At 65.0% G+C, this 17,009-nt stretch carries 17 protein-coding genes; 9 read left to right on the forward strand and 8 right to left on the reverse strand.

The window, feature by feature from the left end:
- Positions 1 to 7 precede the first annotated feature (7 nt).
- The 4 genes from AC07S4_RS11230 to AC07S4_RS11245 are packed head-to-tail and all read right to left on the reverse strand — an operon-like array spanning position 8 to position 4,603.
- Complete coding sequence (locus AC07S4_RS11230; protein ID WP_494986727.1) at positions 8 to 2,050, reverse strand: sodium:solute symporter family protein; 2,043 nt, start codon at positions 2,048 to 2,050, stop codon at positions 8 to 10.
- On the reverse strand, positions 2,047 to 2,373 hold the full coding sequence (locus AC07S4_RS11235) for a DUF4212 domain-containing protein (protein WP_494986728.1): 327 nt from the start codon (positions 2,371 to 2,373) through the stop codon (positions 2,047 to 2,049). The genes AC07S4_RS11230 and AC07S4_RS11235 overlap by 4 nt, the downstream gene beginning before the upstream one ends.
- Positions 2,366 to 3,904 (reverse strand): sensor histidine kinase N-terminal domain-containing protein, encoded by a 1,539-nt coding sequence (locus AC07S4_RS11240; RefSeq protein ID WP_494986729.1) that lies wholly within the window; start codon positions 3,902 to 3,904, stop codon positions 2,366 to 2,368. The genes AC07S4_RS11235 and AC07S4_RS11240 overlap by 8 nt, the downstream gene beginning before the upstream one ends.
- Positions 3,905 to 3,907: 3 nt before the next feature.
- Entirely contained in the window at positions 3,908 to 4,603 is a 696-nt protein-coding gene (locus AC07S4_RS11245) for a response regulator (protein WP_494986730.1), read from the reverse strand.
- A 160-nt stretch (positions 4,604 to 4,763) separates the two neighbouring features.
- On the opposite strand from AC07S4_RS11245, the gene recA reads away from it, so the two are divergent.
- The 8 genes from recA to AC07S4_RS11285 all read left to right on the forward strand — a co-directional run bounded on the left by recA (position 4,764) and on the right by AC07S4_RS11285 (position 12,338).
- The gene (recA, locus tag AC07S4_RS11250) at positions 4,764 to 5,831 is read left to right on the forward strand and encodes a recombinase RecA (RefSeq protein ID WP_494986731.1); all 1,068 of its coding nucleotides are present in this window, start codon (positions 4,764 to 4,766) and stop codon (positions 5,829 to 5,831) included.
- Positions 5,832 to 5,899: 68 nt separating this feature from the next.
- Entirely contained in the window at positions 5,900 to 6,379 is a 480-nt protein-coding gene (gene recX / locus AC07S4_RS11255; protein ID WP_494986732.1) for a recombination regulator RecX, read from the forward strand.
- On the forward strand, positions 6,372 to 7,970 hold the full coding sequence (locus AC07S4_RS11260) for a phosphoethanolamine transferase (RefSeq protein WP_494986733.1): 1,599 nt from the start codon (positions 6,372 to 6,374) through the stop codon (positions 7,968 to 7,970). Before recX ends, AC07S4_RS11260 begins: the two co-directional genes overlap by 8 nt.
- Positions 7,971 to 8,202: 232 nt before the next feature.
- Entirely contained in the window at positions 8,203 to 8,775 is a 573-nt protein-coding gene (locus tag AC07S4_RS11265; RefSeq protein WP_494986734.1) for a DUF2889 domain-containing protein, read from the forward strand.
- A gap of 68 nt (positions 8,776 to 8,843) precedes the next feature.
- Positions 8,844 to 10,013: an ADP-forming succinate--CoA ligase subunit beta gene (gene sucC, locus AC07S4_RS11270; RefSeq protein ID WP_494986735.1), complete on the forward strand. Its 1,170-nt coding sequence runs from the start codon at positions 8,844 to 8,846 to the stop codon at positions 10,011 to 10,013.
- A 13-nt stretch (positions 10,014 to 10,026) separates the two neighbouring features.
- A complete protein-coding gene (sucD, locus tag AC07S4_RS11275) occupies positions 10,027 to 10,908 on the forward strand; it encodes a succinate--CoA ligase subunit alpha (protein ID WP_161070841.1) in 882 nt (293 codons plus the stop codon).
- Between the two features lie 84 nt (positions 10,909 to 10,992).
- A complete protein-coding gene (locus AC07S4_RS11280) occupies positions 10,993 to 11,670 on the forward strand; it encodes an FHA domain-containing protein (RefSeq protein WP_494986736.1) in 678 nt (225 codons plus the stop codon).
- Positions 11,671 to 11,852: 182 nt separating this feature from the next.
- Positions 11,853 to 12,338: a pilin gene (locus AC07S4_RS11285; protein WP_494986737.1), complete on the forward strand. Its 486-nt coding sequence runs from the start codon at positions 11,853 to 11,855 to the stop codon at positions 12,336 to 12,338.
- Positions 12,339 to 12,403: 65 nt separating this feature from the next.
- On the opposite strand, the gene AC07S4_RS11290 is transcribed toward AC07S4_RS11285, so the two are convergent.
- Both AC07S4_RS11290 and moaC read right to left on the reverse strand, forming a co-directional pair.
- The gene (locus AC07S4_RS11290) at positions 12,404 to 13,117 is read right to left on the reverse strand and encodes a flagellar brake protein (protein WP_494986738.1); all 714 of its coding nucleotides are present in this window, start codon (positions 13,115 to 13,117) and stop codon (positions 12,404 to 12,406) included.
- A gap of 143 nt (positions 13,118 to 13,260) precedes the next feature.
- Positions 13,261 to 13,758, reverse strand: coding sequence for a cyclic pyranopterin monophosphate synthase MoaC (gene moaC / locus AC07S4_RS11295; protein WP_494986739.1), 498 nt, complete (start codon positions 13,756 to 13,758; stop codon positions 13,261 to 13,263).
- A gap of 74 nt (positions 13,759 to 13,832) precedes the next feature.
- On the opposite strand from moaC, the gene AC07S4_RS11300 reads away from it, so the two are divergent.
- Positions 13,833 to 15,374 (forward strand): beta-barrel assembly-enhancing protease, encoded by a 1,542-nt coding sequence (locus AC07S4_RS11300; RefSeq protein WP_494987135.1) that lies wholly within the window; start codon positions 13,833 to 13,835, stop codon positions 15,372 to 15,374.
- A 35-nt stretch (positions 15,375 to 15,409) separates the two neighbouring features.
- Here AC07S4_RS11300 and AC07S4_RS11305 read toward each other — a convergent pair whose 3' ends face one another.
- Both AC07S4_RS11305 and AC07S4_RS11310 read right to left on the reverse strand, forming a co-directional pair.
- Complete coding sequence (locus AC07S4_RS11305) at positions 15,410 to 16,009, reverse strand: DUF2946 family protein (protein WP_494986740.1); 600 nt, start codon at positions 16,007 to 16,009, stop codon at positions 15,410 to 15,412.
- 3 nt (positions 16,010 to 16,012) lie between these two features.
- Positions 16,013 to 17,005, reverse strand: coding sequence for a YheT family hydrolase (locus tag AC07S4_RS11310; protein ID WP_494986741.1), 993 nt, complete (start codon positions 17,003 to 17,005; stop codon positions 16,013 to 16,015).
- Between the last annotated feature and the right edge of the window lie 4 nt (positions 17,006 to 17,009).

The following is a 17,009-nucleotide window of genomic DNA, read 5'->3' on the forward strand; positions in this document are numbered from 1 at the left end:
GATGGTGCTATTCCGGCGCGCGGACGTGGGCCAGCAGCGCGGCGGTGTCGCGTCCCGGCGCGGGCGTCAGCAGGCTGACCACGGCCATCACCAGCATGCCGGCCGGCACGCCGAAGATGCCGGCCGAGACCGGCGCGATATGGAACCACTGCCCGGCCGCGCTGCCGCCGAGGATGGGGTTGGCGTGCACCATGTAGTACAGGCACACGCCGAAGCCGGCCACCATGCCGGCCACCGCGCCGTGGCGGTTGGCGCGCGGCCAGAACACGCCCAGCACCAGCGCCGGGAACAGCGTGGAGCCGGCCAGCGAGAAGGCGGCGCTCACCAGCGACAGGATGTCGGCCGGCTTGGTGGACGCGGCGTAGGCGGCAATGAAGGCCACCGCCAGCAGCAGCAGCTTGGAGATGGTCACGCGCTTTTGCGTGGAGGCGCTGGGGTCGACGATGCGGTAGTAGATGTCGTGCGACAGCGCGTTGGAGATGGCCAGCAGCAGGCCGTCCGCCGTGGACAGCGCGGCGGCCAGGCCGCCCGCCGCCACCAGGCCGGAAATCACATAGGGCAGGCCCGCGATCTCCGGCGTGGCCAGCACCAGCACGTCGCCGTCGATGGCGATTTCGGCCAGCTGCACCAGGCCGTCGTGGTTCACGTCCACGATGCTGATCAGCGGATGCAGCTTGTCCACATTGGCCCAGTACGACACCCAGGTGGGCAGGCGCGAGAAGTCGCTGCCCACCAGCGCGGTGTAGACGTCGAACTTCACCAGCACCGCCAGCGCCGGGATGGTCAGGTAGATCAGCAGGATGAAGAACAGCGTCCAGAACACCGACACCCGGGTTTCATGCACCGACGGCGTGGTGTAGGAGCGCATCAGGATGTGCGGCAGGGCCGCCGTGCCCACCATCAGGCAGAACACCAACGCCAGGAAGTTGTTGCGCTTCTGGTCGGACTGCGCCGGGTCCGGCGCCACGAAGGGCTCGGCGTGCGGCGCGGGAGCGGCGGCGCGGCGCAGGTTGTAGGCGCGCGCGTCTTCCCAGGCGGCGGCCGCTTCCTCCACGGTCTTCGGATAGTTGATCAGGGCTTTTTCGGCCGCGCGGATGTCGAGCAGCGTGGCGTTGCGCTGCTTGACCGCGTCCAGCCGGCGCTGCGCGTCGATGCGGCCGGCGTCCCAGCTGGCGGGCAGGGCGTCGAGCTTCTGGCCGTAGTCGTCGGCGCGCTGGCGGAAGATGGCGCGCACCTCCTGCTCCTTCGGGTCGTGCGCCAGGCTGGCTTCGCGCGCGCCCAGCGTGGGCAGCAGCTTGCCGTAGGCCACCTGCGGAATGGGGTTGCCGCTGTGCTTGGCCGACAGCCACATGGCCGGCAGCAGGAAGGCCACCAGGATGATGATGTATTGCGCCACCTGGGTCCAGGTGATGGCGCGCATGCCGCCCAGGAACGAGCACACCAGGATGGAGGCCAGGCCGAGGAAAATGCCGACCGAGAAATCCACGCCGGTGAAGCGCGAGGCGATCAGGCCCACCGCGTAGATCTGCGCCACCACGTAGATGAAGGAGATGATGATGGTGGCCGCCACCGCCATGATGCGCACGTAGCGCCCGTGGTGCGGGCCGCCGTAGCGCGCGGCCAGGAAGTCGGGGATGGTGTACTGGCTGAACTTGCGCAGATAGGGCGCGATCAGCAGCGCCACCAGGCAGTAGCCGCCGGTCCAGCCCATGATGTAGGCCAGGCCGTCGAAGCCGTGCAGGTAGAGCGTGCCGGCCAGGCTGATGAAGCTGGCCGCCGAGATCCAGTCGGCGGCGGTGGCCATGCCGTTGAACATGGCCGGCACGCGCCGCCCCGCCACGTAGTACTCGGCCACGTTGGAGGTGCGGCTGACCAGGCCGATGGCGGCGTACAGCGTGATGGTGGCCAGCATGAACAGATAGCCTATCCACACGCGCGGCATGCCTTCCTTTTCCAGCATGGACAGCGCGATCAGGAAGCCGGCGAAGCCGGCCGAGAACAGCAGGTAGTAGCGCGACAGGCGCCGGAAGTAGCTGGGCTTGGCGTTCATGCCTGGCCTCCCTGCATGGCGGCAAACTGCTGGTCGAGCCGGCGCATGCGCCAGGCGTAGCCGCCTATGATGGCCAGGTAGACCAGCGAGGCGCCCTGCGCCGCCAGGTAGAAGGACAGCGGCCAGCCGAACAGCATCAGCCCGGCCAGTTCGCGCGCGAAGAAAACGGCGCAGAAGCTGGTGGCCAGCCACAGCAGCAGCAGGGTGGCGGTGAGGCGGCGCGTCTTGCGCCAGTGCTGCTCGCGGCGCGCGCGCAGCGCCGCCGCCGTGCTTGCGGCGGCGCTGGCCTGGCCGGCGGCGGCGGTGCTGGTGGTGTCATCCATAATGGGGCTCGTCTGCTGGCGCTTCGTCGTCCGGCGCGCGCAGCGGGAAGATCAGGCGGAACAAGCTGCCGGGCAGCTTGGCGTTGTTGCTGCGCGGGTTGCTGAAAATGTCGATGTCGGCGCCGTGCTGCTGCGCGATCTCGCGCACGATGGCCAGGCCCAGTCCGCTGCCCTCGGCGCTGCTGCCGAGGATGCGGTAGAAGCGCTCGAACACGTGGCTGCGCTCGGCCGGCGGAATGCCGGGGCCGGTGTCTTCCACCTCCACCACGCCCTCGTGCTCGGAGCGCCGCACGCGCACGGTGACGGCGCCGCCGGCCGGCGTGTAGCGCAGCGCGTTGTCGATCAGGTTGGACAGCATTTCGCGCAGCATGGTCGGGTTGCCCTCGATCGGCACCTCGCCCGTGGCCGGCGCCTCGAAGCCCAGGTCGATGCGGTAATTGAAGGAGGCCGGCACCCAGTCGCGCACGGCGCTGCGCGCCAGCTCGGCCAGGTCCACCGGCAGCAGCGCGGCGCCGGCCTGCGGCTGGTTCTCGGCGCGCGCCAGGGCCAGCAGCTGGTTCACCAGCCGCGTGGCCGACTCCGAGCTTTTCGCCAACTGCTCCAGCGAGCGGTGGATTTCGCCCTGGTCGGTCTGGCGCAGGGCCAGCTCGGACTGCATGCGCATGCCCGCCAGCGGGGTTTTCATCTGGTGCGCGGCGTCGGCGATGAAGCGCTTCTGCATCTCGATCGACAGCGACAGCCGGGCCAGCATCTCGTTGAGCGAGCGCACCAGCGGCGTGATCTCCTCCGGCACCTGGCGCGAATCGATGGGGCTCAGGTCGTCCGAGCTGCGCGCGCGGATGCGCTCCTGCAGCTGGGCCAGCGGCGACAGGCCCCGCGCCAGCGCGAACCACACCAGGGCTAGCACGATGGGCAGCACGATGAACTGCGGCAGGATCACGCCCTTGATGATTTCATTGGCCAGCTTGGCGCGCTTTTCCAGTGTCTCGGCCACCTGCACCAGCGCCACGCGCGATTCTTCTGCGCCCTGGTCCTCCAGCGCCACCCAGGAATAGGCGATGCGGATGGGCGTGCCGTGCATATTGCCGTTGCGGAATTGCACCAGGCCGGGCTTGGCCCTGTCCTCCTCCTGTGGCGCGGCCAGCTCGCGGTCGCCGTCCACGTAGGCGCCGTCGGGGCCGGCGATCTGGAAGTACACGCTGTCCACGTCGTCGGCGCGCAGGATGTCGCGCGCCGAGCCGGGCAGGCGCGGCGCCAGCTTGCCGTTCACTTCATGGATCTGCTGCGCCAGCACGGTCACGCTGTCTTCCAGCGCATGGTCGAAGGGCTGGTTGGCGATGGACTTGGCCACCAGGTAGGTGATGGCGATGCTCATCGGCCACAGCAGCAGCAGCGGGGCCAGCATCCAGTCCAGGATCTCGCCGAACAGCGAGTGCTGGATGTCGTCCTCCTTGACGGCGCCGGCCGGCTCCTGCCAGGACAGGTCGTCCTGGTCCTGCTGGCTGGCGGCTCCGGCCTCGCGCTCGCCCACGGCTTACTTGGCTTCGCCGCCGCGCGGCGTGTCGCTGAATTTCTCCAGGCAGTAGCCCAGCCCGCGCACCGTCGCGATGCGCACGCCGCCCACTTCGATCTTCTTGCGCAGCCGGTGCACATAGACTTCGATGGCGTTGTTGCTCACCTCCTCGCCCCACTCGCACAGGTGGTCCACCAGCTGCTCCTTGGACACCAGCCGCCCGGTGCGCGCCAGCAGCACCTCGAGCAGGCCCAGCTCGCGCGCCGACAGGTCCAGCATCTGGTCGTTGATATAGGCGCTGCGGCCCACCTGGTCGTAGCTCAGCGGGCCGTGCTTGATGATGGCGGCGCCGCCGCCCTGGCCGCGCCGCGTGAGCGCGCGCACCCGCGCCTCCAGCTCGGACAGCGCGAAGGGCTTGGCCATATAGTCGTCCGCGCCCAGGTCCAGGCCGTTCACGCGCTGCTCGATGGAGTCGGCCGCCGTCAGTATCAGCACCGGCAGCAGCGAGGAGCGCGCGCGCAGGCGACGCAGCACCTCCAGCCCGGACAGCTTGGGCAGGCCCAGGTCCAGTATCAGCAGGTCGAATTCCTGGGTGGACAGGGCGGTGTCCGCCTCCTGGCCGTTCTTCACATAATCGATCGCATAGCCGGACTGGCGCAGCGAGCGGGTCAGCCCGTCGGCCAGGACGCTGTCGTCTTCGGCAAGTAAAATACGCATAATGTCACCCGGTTGCAGAAGCATCCATTGTGTTTCATTTTACTCAAGGGAGCCAGCTTTTGATCCGCCTCAAACCCGATTGAAAACAATGCTTGCAAAAAGCACTGGTTTTTTATACAGTACCACCTGAATCGACTAAACCACTTGCCGAAAGATCATCATGGACGACAAAAAAGGCGCAGTACCCGCAGGCGAAAAAGCCAAGGCGCTCGCAGCAGCACTGGCACAAATTGAAAAGCAGTTCGGCAAGGGTTCCGTCATGCGCATGGACGCCAGCGCGCCGATCGAAGAAGTGCAAGTGGTCTCCACCGGCTCGCTGGGCCTGGACATCGCGCTGGGCGTAGGCGGCCTGCCGCGCGGCCGCGTGGTGGAAATCTACGGTCCGGAATCGTCGGGTAAAACCACGCTGACCCTGCAGACCATCGCCGAGATGCAGAAACTGGGCGGCACCTGCGCCTTTATCGACGCCGAGCACGCGCTGGACGTGGGCTATGCGCAAAAGCTGGGAGTGAACCTGCACGAGCTGCTCATTTCGCAGCCGGACACCGGTGAACAGGCGCTGGAAATCTGCGACGCGCTGGTGCGCTCCGGTTCCGTGGACATGGTGGTGGTCGACTCCGTCGCCGCGCTGACGCCGCGCGCCGAGATCGAAGGCGACATGGGCGATTCGCTGCCGGGCCTGCAAGCCCGTTTGATGTCCCAGGCGCTGCGCAAGCTGACCGGCTCCATCAACCGCACCAACACCCTGGTCATCTTCATCAACCAGATCCGCATGAAGATCGGCGTGATGTTCGGTTCGCCGGAAACCACCACCGGCGGCAATGCGCTGAAGTTCTACGCCTCCGTGCGCCTGGACATCCGCCGCACCGGCTCCATCAAGTCGGGCGACGAGGTGATCGGCAACGAAACCAAGGTCAAGGTCGTCAAGAACAAGATCGCGCCGCCGTTCAAGGAAGCGCACTTCGACATCCTGTACGGCGCCGGCACCTCGCGCGAAGGCGAGATCATCGACCTGGGCGTGGAAGCGAAAATCGTCGAGAAGTCCGGCAGCTGGTACAGCTACAACGGCGAGCGCATCGGCCAGGGCAAGGACAACGCCCGCACCTACCTGGTTGAGCGTCCCGAGCTGGCGCACGAAATCGAAAACAAAGTGCGCGCCTCCCTGGGTGTGCGCGCGCTGCCAGCCCTGAGCACCGAGCCGGCGCCCAAGCTCAAAGCTGTCGAGTAAGCTGCTTGCGCGGCGGGTTAGCGGCAACGCCGCGTAGCCCGCCAAGCGGCGCACCAACGAACTCCACCATGCCCATGCCTCCCATCAGCCTGAAAGCACGCGCATTGCGCCTGCTGTCGGCACGCGAGCACAGCCGCATGGAGCTGGCGCGCAAGCTGGCGCGCCACGCGGAGGAGGGCGACGACATCGACGCCCTGCTCGACTTCCTCGAAAAAAACAACTGGCTATCCGAAGAACGTTTCTCCGAATCCCTGATACACCGCCGCGCCTCCCGCTACGGCAACAGCCGCATTGTGGCCGAGCTGCAACAGCACGGCATCAAGGGCGAAGCGCTGAGCGAACTGAAAGCCGGCCTGGCCGAAGACGAAACCGCGCGCTGCTGCGAAGTCTGGCGCCGCAAATTCGGCTCCCTGCCGCAGGACGCCCAGGAGCGCAGCAAGCAAATGCGCTTCCTGCTGCAGCGCGGCTTCTCCCAGCGCGCCATCCAGGCCGCCATGAAAGGCGTGGACCTCGACGAGCTGGACGGCCTCGACGGCGGTGATGCCTAGCGACGCGCTGAAGGCCCTGCTGCTGGCGGCCTGGCTATGGCTGCCCAGCTGGGCCGTTCTGAGCACCGACCACGTGCAAGGCGCCAACGACGCGCTGGCCCTGCTGGCCTTCTCCCTGCTGCTGCTGGCCGCGCCCCTGGTGCTGGTGCCCGGCGTGCGCCGCTATTTCCTCCTGTGGACGCCGCTGGCGCTGCTGGCCGGCCCCTATTGCTATCTGACCGTGGCCTACGGCAGCGTGCCCGGCGACGCGCTGCTCTCTTCCGCGCTCAACACCGGGCTGGCCATGAGCGCGCAAGTGCTGGCTTCCTTTGGCTGGAAGCTGTGGCTGGTGCCGCTCAGCCTGCTGCTCTATCTGTGGCTGGCCTTCTCCATCAGCCCTGGCTGGCGGCTGGACACGGCGGCGCGCAAGCGCCTGCTGGCCTGCTGCCTGATGCCGGTGATGCTGGCCATGGTGGCCCGCCAGGCGGTGGGCCATGCCCTGCGCCTGCCGCCGCTGCTGGAACAATCCACCATCAACCTGGCTTTCCCCAGTGGCCTGGCGGCCTCGCTCTGGCGCGTGACCGGCTACGAGCGCGCCATCGCCGGGGCCGGTTTTGCCAGCGTGCAGGGCCGTTCCAGCGTGGGCGATGCGCCCATGCTGGTGGTGCTGGTGGTGGGCGAAAGCCTGCGCAGCGACCATCTCGGCATCAACGGCTACGCGCGCAACACCACGCCCGGACTGGCCGCGCTGGGGCCGCAACTGCTGTCCTTCACCGACGTGGCGTCCACCGCCAACTGGACCAACCAGGCCATGCCCGCCATCGTCACCCATGCTGCGGGCCAGCAGCGCGCCACGCTGGTGCCCACCTTCCGCGAAGCCGGTTTCCGCACCGCCTGGCTGTCCAATCAGGAGGAGTCCAGCTACGGCGCCAGCGCCGAGGTGCAGGAATATGCCCGCAACTCCATGGACTTCCACCTGCGCACTGACGACAACCTGCTGCCCATGTTCACCTCCTTCGTGCGCCAGGCCGGACCGCGCCAGTTCCTGGTGCTGCATATGATAGGCAGCCACATCCCCTATGAAGAACGCTACAGCGGCGCCTCGCGCGTGTTCCACCCCACCCTGAGCGACGCCGGCGTCGGCAATCCGCTGCCGAAGAACAAGGCCGAGGCCATCAACTCCTACGACAACACGGTGGTCGAGACAGACCGCTTCCTGGCCCGCGTGATTGCGGTGCTGCAGGCCGAGCAGCGCCCGGCAGTGCTGGTGTTTACGTCCGACCACGGCGAAAACCTGTTCGACGACCAGCGGCAGCTGTTCATGCACGCCCAGCCCGGCCCCACCCGCTACGACACCCACGTGCCCCTGCTGGTGTGGATGAACGCGCCATACCGCCAGGCTTACCCGGCGGCGGTGGCCGCCTTGCAGGCCAACCGCGCCAAGCCGGTCGGCCACGCCAGCATGTTCGCCTCGGTGCTGGAACTGGGCGCCGTGGCGTGGCAGGGCAGCGACGCGCGCGCCAGTTTTGCGTCGCCCATGTACCAGCCCGGGCCGCGTCCGGTCACGCTGGAACTGAGCGGCCCCAGTGTTCCCTATGAGAGCCTGAAATAAGGCTGGGAACAGCCCCCGGGCTAGCATGGCGGCGCCCCGCGCGGGCTCATGAAAAGTCGCTAATTAACATATGCCACGTCGCAACTCGCGCCGGGGTGTGCTACACTTTTGGGGTTTTTGCAGCACCGCGGGTGCGGTGGTTGTCCGTAGAAGCTGCGGCAACGTGCATTCTTGTTAAGAGAATAGTGCAAGGCTGCTTACTAATTTTTGCCGCGCAAGCGGCATCGGTCTTATGTCCCTGTCAACTCCAGTCTCCCGACGTGCGCTGCGGCACACGCGCGCTATAGACATCCAGGCGTTCGCGCGCGAGGATGGCCTATGGGATCTTGACGCCCGTATCACCGACATCAAAGTTAACGCCACCAAGCTCGCCTCCGGCATGCGCGAAGGCGGCACGCCCCTGCACGACCTCTCCTTGCGCATTACGGTAGACCGCCAACTGACCATCGTTGCCGCCGAAGCCGTTTCTGACGCGGTTCCCTATCCTGGTTTCTGCAACACCATCGGCCCGGCTTACGCGGCCCTGGTGGGACTGAACCTGATGAAGGGGTTCCGGCATGAACTCAAGCAGCGCCTGCACGGCGTCGCCGGGTGCACCCATCTGACGGAACTGGCCCAGATCCTGCCAACGGCGGCAGTCCAGGCCTTCGCTAACGATGTCTGGCCGACGCACGATGCGGCCAGCGACGACGTTCCGCATGAAAAGCCTTTCCAGCTCGACAAATGCCACGCCCTGCGCACCGATGGCGGGGCAGTTGCCCGGTTTTACCCGCGCTGGGTAGCGAGCAAGCCCGAGTTGGCCTAGCGCACGCACCATCCTCGTTTTTTAAATATCAACTTTCAACATCAGTTTTAATCAAAAGGGAAGCCAGCATGAAAATCCATGAGTATCAAGGCAAAGAAATCCTCCGAAAATTCGGAGTGACGGTTCCGCGCGGTATCCCGTGCCTGTCCGCAGACGAAGCAGTCAAAGCTGCCGAGACGCTGGGCGGTTCGGTTTGGGTAGTCAAAGCGCAGATCCATGCTGGCGGCCGCGGCAAAGGCGGCGGCGTGAAAGTAGCCAAGTCCCTGGAACAAGTCAAAGAATACGCTGACCAGATCATGGGCATGCAGCTGGTTACCCACCAGACCAGCCCTGAAGGCCAGAAAGTACGCCGCCTGCTGATCGAAGAAGGCGCGGACATCAAGAAGGAACTGTACGTATCCCTGGTAACCGACCGTGTTACCCAGCGCGTCGTCCTGATGGCTTCCTCCGAAGGCGGCATGGACATTGAAGAAGTGGCCGAGTCCCACCCTGAACTGATCCACACCATCGCCATCGATCCAGCCGTCGGCCTGACCGACGCTGAAGCGGCCGGCATCGCCGCCAAGATCGGCGTACCGGAAGCGTCGATCGCCGACGCCGTCACCAACCTGCAAGGCCTGTACAAAGCCTACTGGGAAACCGACGCATCGCTGGCCGAAATCAACCCGCTGATCCTGACCGGTTCGGGCAAGGTTATCGCCCTGGACGCCAAGTTCAACTTCGACGCCAACGCCCTGTTCCGCCAGCCGGAAATCGTCGCCTACCGCGACCTGGACGAAGAAGATCCAGCTGAAGTCGAAGCATCGAAATTCGACCTGGCCTACATCTCCCTGGACGGCAACATCGGCTGCCTGGTAAACGGCGCCGGCCTGGCCATGGCCACCATGGACACCATCAAGCTGTTCGGCGGCGAGCCGGCCAACTTCCTGGACGTGGGCGGCGGCGCAACTGCCGAGAAAGTCACCGAAGCGTTCAAGATCATGCTGAAGAACCCAGAGCTGAAAGCTATCCTGGTGAACATCTTCGGCGGCATCATGCGTTGCGACGTGATCGCCGAAGGCGTGATCACCGCATCGAAAGCCGTTTCGCTGAAAGTGCCTCTGGTGGTGCGCATGAAGGGCACCAACGAAGACCTGGGCAAGAAGATGCTGGCCGAATCCGGTCTGCCTATCATCGCCGCCGACACCATGGAAGACGCAGCCAAGAGCGTCGTCGCCGCTGCAGCCGGTCAAGCTTAATTAAGGAATCAACATGTCCATTCTGATCAATAAAGACACCAAAGTCGTCACCCAAGGCATCACCGGCAAGACCGGCCAGTTCCACACCCGTATGTGCCGCGAATACGCGAACGGCAAAAATGCCTTCGTCGCAGGCGTGAACCCGAAGAAAGCCGGCGAAGACTTCGAAGGCATTCCAATTTTCGCTAACGTGACCGAAGCGAAAAAAGAAACCGGCGCCAACGTTTCCGTGATCTACGTTCCACCAGCAGGCGCAGCTGCCGCCATCTGGGAAGCCGTGGAAGCCGAAATGGACCTGGCCATTTGCATCACCGAAGGCATTCCTGTCCGCGACATGATGGCCCTGAAGGACCGCATGGCTAAAGCCGGCTCGAAAACCCTGCTGCTGGGCCCTAACTGCCCAGGTCTGATCACCCCAGACGAAATCAAGATCGGCATCATGCCAGGCCACATCCACCGCAAGGGCCGCATCGGCGTGGTTTCCCGTTCGGGCACCCTGACCTATGAAGCAGTTGCACAGCTGACCGCTCTGGGCCTGGGCCAATCGTCGGCAGTTGGTATCGGCGGCGACCCGATCAACGGTCTGAAGCACATCGACATCATGAAGGCCTTCAACGACGATCCTGATACCGACGCGGTCATCATGATCGGCGAAATCGGCGGTCCAGACGAAGCCAACGCTGCACTGTGGATCAAGGACAACATGAAGAAGCCAGTAGTCGGCTTCATCGCCGGTGTAACCGCTCCTCCGGGCAAGCGCATGGGCCACGCCGGCGCGCTGATCTCCGGCGGCGCAGACACCGCGCAAGCCAAGCTGGAAATCATGGAAGCCTGCGGCATTACCGTCACCAAGAACCCGTCCGAAATGGCGCGTCTGCTGAAAGCAATGCTGTAATTCACGCTTTTAGTGAATAATAACGGGGAGCTGCGGCTCCCCGTTTTTTATTGCCGGAAGCCACAACACGCACGGAGACCAAATTTGGGGAAGATCATCATTTCGCGCGACGGCGTGGTGGAACAGGAAGTCCCGCTGAGCCGGGAGCGCATGAGCATCGGCCGCCGCAGCCGCAACGACATCGTGCTGAACCATGCCGCCGTCAGCGGCGAGCACGCCGTCATCACCACCATCCTCGACGAATCCTTCCTGGAAGACCTGCGCAGCACCAATGGCACTTTTGTCAACGGCCAGCGCGTCGGCAAGCATTTCCTGCAGCACCAGGACAGCATCAAGATTGCCAAGTACCGCATTGAATACCTGGCGGACGGCGTGCGCCCGGTCCCCGGCACTGCCCCGGCCAGCGAGGGCGCCACCGTCCCGGTAGCCGCCCCGCGCCCGGCGCCCGTTGCGCCGCCGCAGGCTGCAGCCGCAGCCATGCCCCAGCCGGCCGCCGTGCTGGGCCGCATTGAAGTGCTGAACGGCGCCAACGCCGGCAAGCAGTTGTCGCTGACCAAGCCGCTCACCACGCTGGGCCGGCCGGGCGTGCAAGTCATCGTCATTTCGCGTGCGCCGGACGGCTATTCGGTGGCGCAGGCGGAAGGCGAGGCCATCGCCACCGTCAACGGCGCGCCGCTGGGCAAGCAGGCGCAGCGCCTGCAGGACGGCGACGTGCTCGACCTGAGCGGCACGCAAATGGCATTCAAACAAGATTCCGCCTGACAAAAATCGTCAGCTGCCAAACTTTGACAGCTGAGCTGACAAAAATCGTCAGTTCCCAGAAGCAAAAGTGACGAAAATTGGCAGAAATCCGGCTGAAAAGGGCACTTTAGGGCCTGGCACAGCAATTGCTCTAACTCAAGTGTGGCACCAAACAACCAGTTCACCTCTTGAGGAGCAATAAAATGAAATCCATGAAAATGATGAAGAAACAAGCACAAGCCGGTTTCACCCTGATCGAACTGATGATCGTTGTGGCCATTATCGGCATCCTGGCAGCAGTGGCCATTCCTGCCTACAGCGACTACACCGCCAAAGCCAAAGTGGCCAACGCCCTCACCGCCGTTGACTCGCTGAAAACCGCAGTAGCAGTGTGCGGTCAGGAAGCCGGCGGCGTGCTGACTGATTGCAACAACGGTAAAAACGGCGTGCCAGCATTGGCTGACTTCAAAGCGACTAAAGAAACCGCCAGCGCTAAAGTGACCGGCGCCGGTGAAATCGAACTGACCCTGGGTACTGGCCTGGGTACCGGTGTGGACAGCAAGACCATCACCTTCACCCCAACCATGAACGGCAACACGATGATCTGGACTGCTGCCACCACCGTCAGCAACGACGCTGCAAAAGCTGCGATCCTGAAGAACAACATCGCTGCTCCAGCAACTCCTTAAGCTAACAGCGCTACGGCGCCGTCGCAAAAAACCTGGCCTCGGCCAGGTTTTTTTTCGTCCATCGCTTACACAATTTTCTGCCGGTCGGCGATCAGCGCCTCGTAGGTGAGGTTTTGCAGCAAGGTGTAGTGGGTGGGATCGAGGTTGACGAACTGCACGCCGTAGGTGAACACTTCGGCCTTGTCGGCCGTGGCGGGCTTGATCACGTTGATATTGCGGATGCTGGCCTGCGCATTGACCAGCACCTGCCGGTTGCCCGGCTGCGCGATCAGCGTAAACGACAGTCCCACCACTGCATCGCCGGACTCCAGCGGCCGCTTCGATTCGATCAGCGCGCCCGACACGCTCAGGTTCACCAGGAACACCGACACGTTGCCGGTCGCATCGCAGTTGAGCTGGGCGGGAATATCCACTCTCACCCGCATCGCGGTGCGCAAGCTGGTGCCCTGGATTTTTTCGGGGAAGGACAGGTGCGCATAGAACAGTGGCCGTCCGAATACGCGCTGCACGATGGCCGCGAACGAGCACACGTTCACGCCGGAAAACACGCGTATGGTCAGCTTGTCGCCATCGTTGACGGCAATCGGCGCACCGTTCTCGAACGGCACCTTGACGATCATATACTCGTCCTTCACCCAGCCGATCACGGTGGAAAAATGCTGCACAGGCTTCACGGTCCGGTGCGTGATGAACTGTATCCTGCCACCCACCTGCAGGTTCATCTGCTCGAACTCGTATTCCTGCGGCTTGACCTCGCCCGGCGGAGTACCACTGCTCATTCGTGCGCCCTTTTGTTGTGCCTATGTCTATAAATTTAATTATATACCGGCAGTAAAAGTTTTACACTATTGCAATAAATCAGCCTTTGTCCACCACAAGGCGCGCATGCTCGCCAAGCAGCGGGCATTGCGGGCCTGGGAGTTTAGCTCGTCACGCTCCAGTCGCCGCTCTTGCCGCCGTGCTTTTCCATTACGCGGATGTCTGTCATGACCATGCCGCGGTCGACGGCTTTGCACATGTCGTACACGGTCAGCAGGCCCACTTGCACGGCGGTCAGCGCTTCCATTTCCACGCCGGTCTTGCCGTAGGTTTCCACCTGCGCGCGGCAGTGCACGCTGGAGGCGGCTTCGTCGGTGGTGAAGTCGACCGTCACGCGGGTCAGCGCCAGCGGGTGGCACAGGGGCACCAGGTCGCTGGTGCGCTTGGCGCCCATGATGGCGGCGATGCGCGCGATACCCAGCACGTCACCTTTCTTCGCGCTTCCCGCTAAAATGATCGCCAGCGTCTCCGGCTTCATGCGGATGCTGCCGCTGGCGACCGCCGTGCGGTGGGTTTCCTGTTTGGCGCCGACGTCAACCATGTGGGCCTGGCCCGTGGTGTCGAAGTGGGTCAGCTGGTCTGGGGCGGGAGTGCTGGTCATTGGGGTATAGTTAGTCAGTTGCAGGTATCGACAGGTATCATATCATTGTGAAATCAAAACGTTTTTTGCCGCGCTTGCTCCCCCTGGCTGCATCCCTGCTGTTCGCCGCACCTATTGGCGTGGCCGAGGCGCAGCTGCTGCCGTCCAAGCCCCTGAACCTGCCCAGCCTCGGCGACACCGAGCGGCAGGAGCTGTCGCCGCTGATCGAGCGCAAGCTGGGCGAGGAGATCATGTATGACATCCGCAGCAACAAGGATTATCTCGACGACGCGCCCATCCTCGAATACCTGAACTCGCTGGGCAACACGCTGGTGACGGCGCACCCGGGCGCGCGCGGCGAGGCCGGCTTCAACTACTTCTTCTTTGCCGTGCGCGACGGCCAGCTCAACGCCTTCGCGCTGCCGGGCGGTTTTATCGCCGTGCACTCGGCGCTGCTGCTGGCGGCGCAGTCCGAGTCCGAGCTGGCGTCGGTGCTGGGGCACGAGATCGGCCACGTGGCGCAGCGCCATATTGCGCGCCAGCTGGGGCAGCAGAAGCAGGACGCGCTGATACCGCTGGCGGCCATGATCCTGGCCATCCTGGCGGCCAAGTCCAGCCCGGACGCGGCTATGGGCGTGATGATGGGCGGGCAGGGCCTGGCCATCCAGCGGCAGCTCAATTTCGGCCGCGACGCCGAGCGCGAGGCGGACCGGGTCGGCTTCCAGATCATGGGCGAGGCGGGCTTCGACACCAGCGGCATGGTGGCTTTTTTCCAGCGCATGCAGACGGCCAGCCGCAACTACAGCGACCTGGTGCCGGCCTACCTTCTGACCCACCCTTTGACCACCGAGCGCATCGCCGACATCCAGGCCCGCATCCGCGAGCAGCCTTACAAGCAGCGGCTCGACAGCCTGGCCTTTTACCTGGTGCGTTCGCGCGCGCGGGTGCTGCAGGATATGAGCACGCAGGGGCTGGCCGAGGCGATGCAGTATTTTGAGAGCCTGATGGAGCAGGACAACCGCCAGCAGAAGACGGCGGGCCAGTACGGCATGGCGTTCGCCATGTTCAAGAAGAATGACTTCGTGGCGGCGCAGCGCTGGCTGGACAAGGCGCGCGCCACCATCGAGGCGCCCATGCCGAAGGGCGTGTTCGGCATGGGCCAGCGCGACACGGCGCCGACGGTGTTCACCAGCTTGTCGCTCGATATCAAGCTGGCGCAGGAGTCGAATGCGGCGCTGATCGCGGCGGCGTTGAAGGAGGCGTCGGCGGCGCACCAGCAGTTTCCGCTGTCGCGCGGGATTGCGCACCAGTATGCGGAGGCGATGATTGCGTCCGGCCAGCTCGAGGAAGCGGCGCGCTTCCTGCGCGAGCAGGCGCAGTTCTACAAGGAGGAGCCGGAGGTGCATGACTTGCTGGCCAAGGCGTATTCCAAGCAGGGCAAGATGGCCTTGCAGCATATGGCGCTGGCGGAGTCGTACACCTTGCAGGGCGGCACGCTGGCGGCGCTGGACCAGCTCAACCTGGCGCGCAAGTCGACCGATGCGTCGTTCTATGACCAGGCGCAGATCGATGCGCGCGAGCGCGAGCTCAAGCAGCGGCGCAAGGATGCGATGGGGGATAAGTACAAGGAGCCTTAGGGCGGGTTAGCACGGAGTGCGTAAGCCGCCGGGCGTCACGCCGGCGCGTCCGGCTGCGGCTGGCGTATGAAGCCGAATTGCCCGGCGATGCGGTCGCGCTGCATGCGCTGCACCGCTACCGCGCGGCCGCCCGTGCGCAGCGTCAGCGCGCCGTCGCCGCCCTCCAGCCAGGCCATCAGCGCCTCGTCGTCCACGGCGCGGCCATCCCTCTCGAGCAAGGCCATGGCCTGCGCCACGTCGCGGTCGTCCAGCTGCGCGGTCACGCCGCCACGCTGCAGCAGCAACGCGCCATCCTCGGTCAGATACGCCGCGTCCGGCTGCCCCAGTGCCTCGCCGGTGTGCAGCACCCAGCCCTGCGCCGGATCGGTGCGCGCCACAAACGGCGTGGTCTCCAGGTTCACATAGACCCGCTGCGGCCCGTTCTGGAAATACCAGCAGCCGCGCTCGTCGCTGGCGTAGTTGCGCACGATAAAACCCACCAGCGCCGCGTTGCCCAGCTTGTCGCCCGGCAGGCCGAAGTGCTGCGCGCGTTCGTCGCGCATGCGCCAGTTGCCGCGCGCGTCCAGGCCCAGCCAGCCGTAGCAGTGCGGCACGTTGGGCCATTTGGCCAGCGCTTGTTTTACGATGTCATCCATGCTTCAAGCTTCGCACATCCGGCCCTTGCCCGCCGCGCGGCTGGCGTTTTCGCCTTCCAGGAAATGGATCAGCCGCCGAGGCAGCCAGCTCAGCGACCCGGGCGGTCCGCCGGCCGCAAAGCCCACGTGGCCGCCATGCTCCGGGTAGTCGAGCAGCACGCCGGGCGCGGCTTTGCGCGGCAGGTGGATGCCGGGCAGGAAGGGATCGTTTTGCGCGTTCAGCACCAGCGTCGGCACCGTGATGTCGGTCAGCACATGCTTGGCGCTGGCGCGGTCCCAGTAGTCTTCCGTGTTGCGGTAGCCGTGCAGCGGCGCGGTGACCACGTTGTCGAAGGCGTACAAGTCCTTGGCGGCCATCAGCGCGTTCAGGTCGTACAGGCCGGGGAACTGCTTGAGCTTGGCCACGCACTTGGGCTTGAGCGTGTTCAGGAACATGCGCGTGTAGAGCAGGTTGAAGCCGCGCGACAGCGATTCTCCGCCGCGCGCCAGATCCAGCGGGGCGGACACGGCGCACGCCGCGTCGACGATCTCGGCCTGGTGCTGCGACTCGCCCAGCCAGCGCAGCAGCGCGTTGCCGCCCAGCGATACGCCGGTGGCGTAGAAGCGGCTGCAGGCCGCGTCCATGGCGCGCGCGTGCAGGCGGCGTATCACCCAGTCGACTTCGGCGGCGTCGCCGGAATGGTAGAAGCGCGGCGCCAGGTTGGGCTCGCCCGAGCAGCCGCGGAAGTGCGGCACCGCGCCGGACCAGCCGCGCGCCCGCACTTCGGCCATCAGGGCGCGCGCGTAGTGGCTGTCGGACGAGCCTTCCAGGCCGTGGAACAGCACCACGAAAGGCTGGCCGGGCTGGCCGTCGACAAAATCGACATCGACGAAATCGCCGTCCGGCGCCTGCCAGCGCTCGCGGCGGAAGGCCACCGCCGGCTTGCTGATGCAGACGGCGGGGTAGATGGTTTGCAGGTGGCCGCTGGGCAGCCACCGTGGCGCGGTGTACTTCATCGCC

This window comes from Pseudoduganella sp. GW821-FHT05F09 (genome assembly GCF_059419605.1).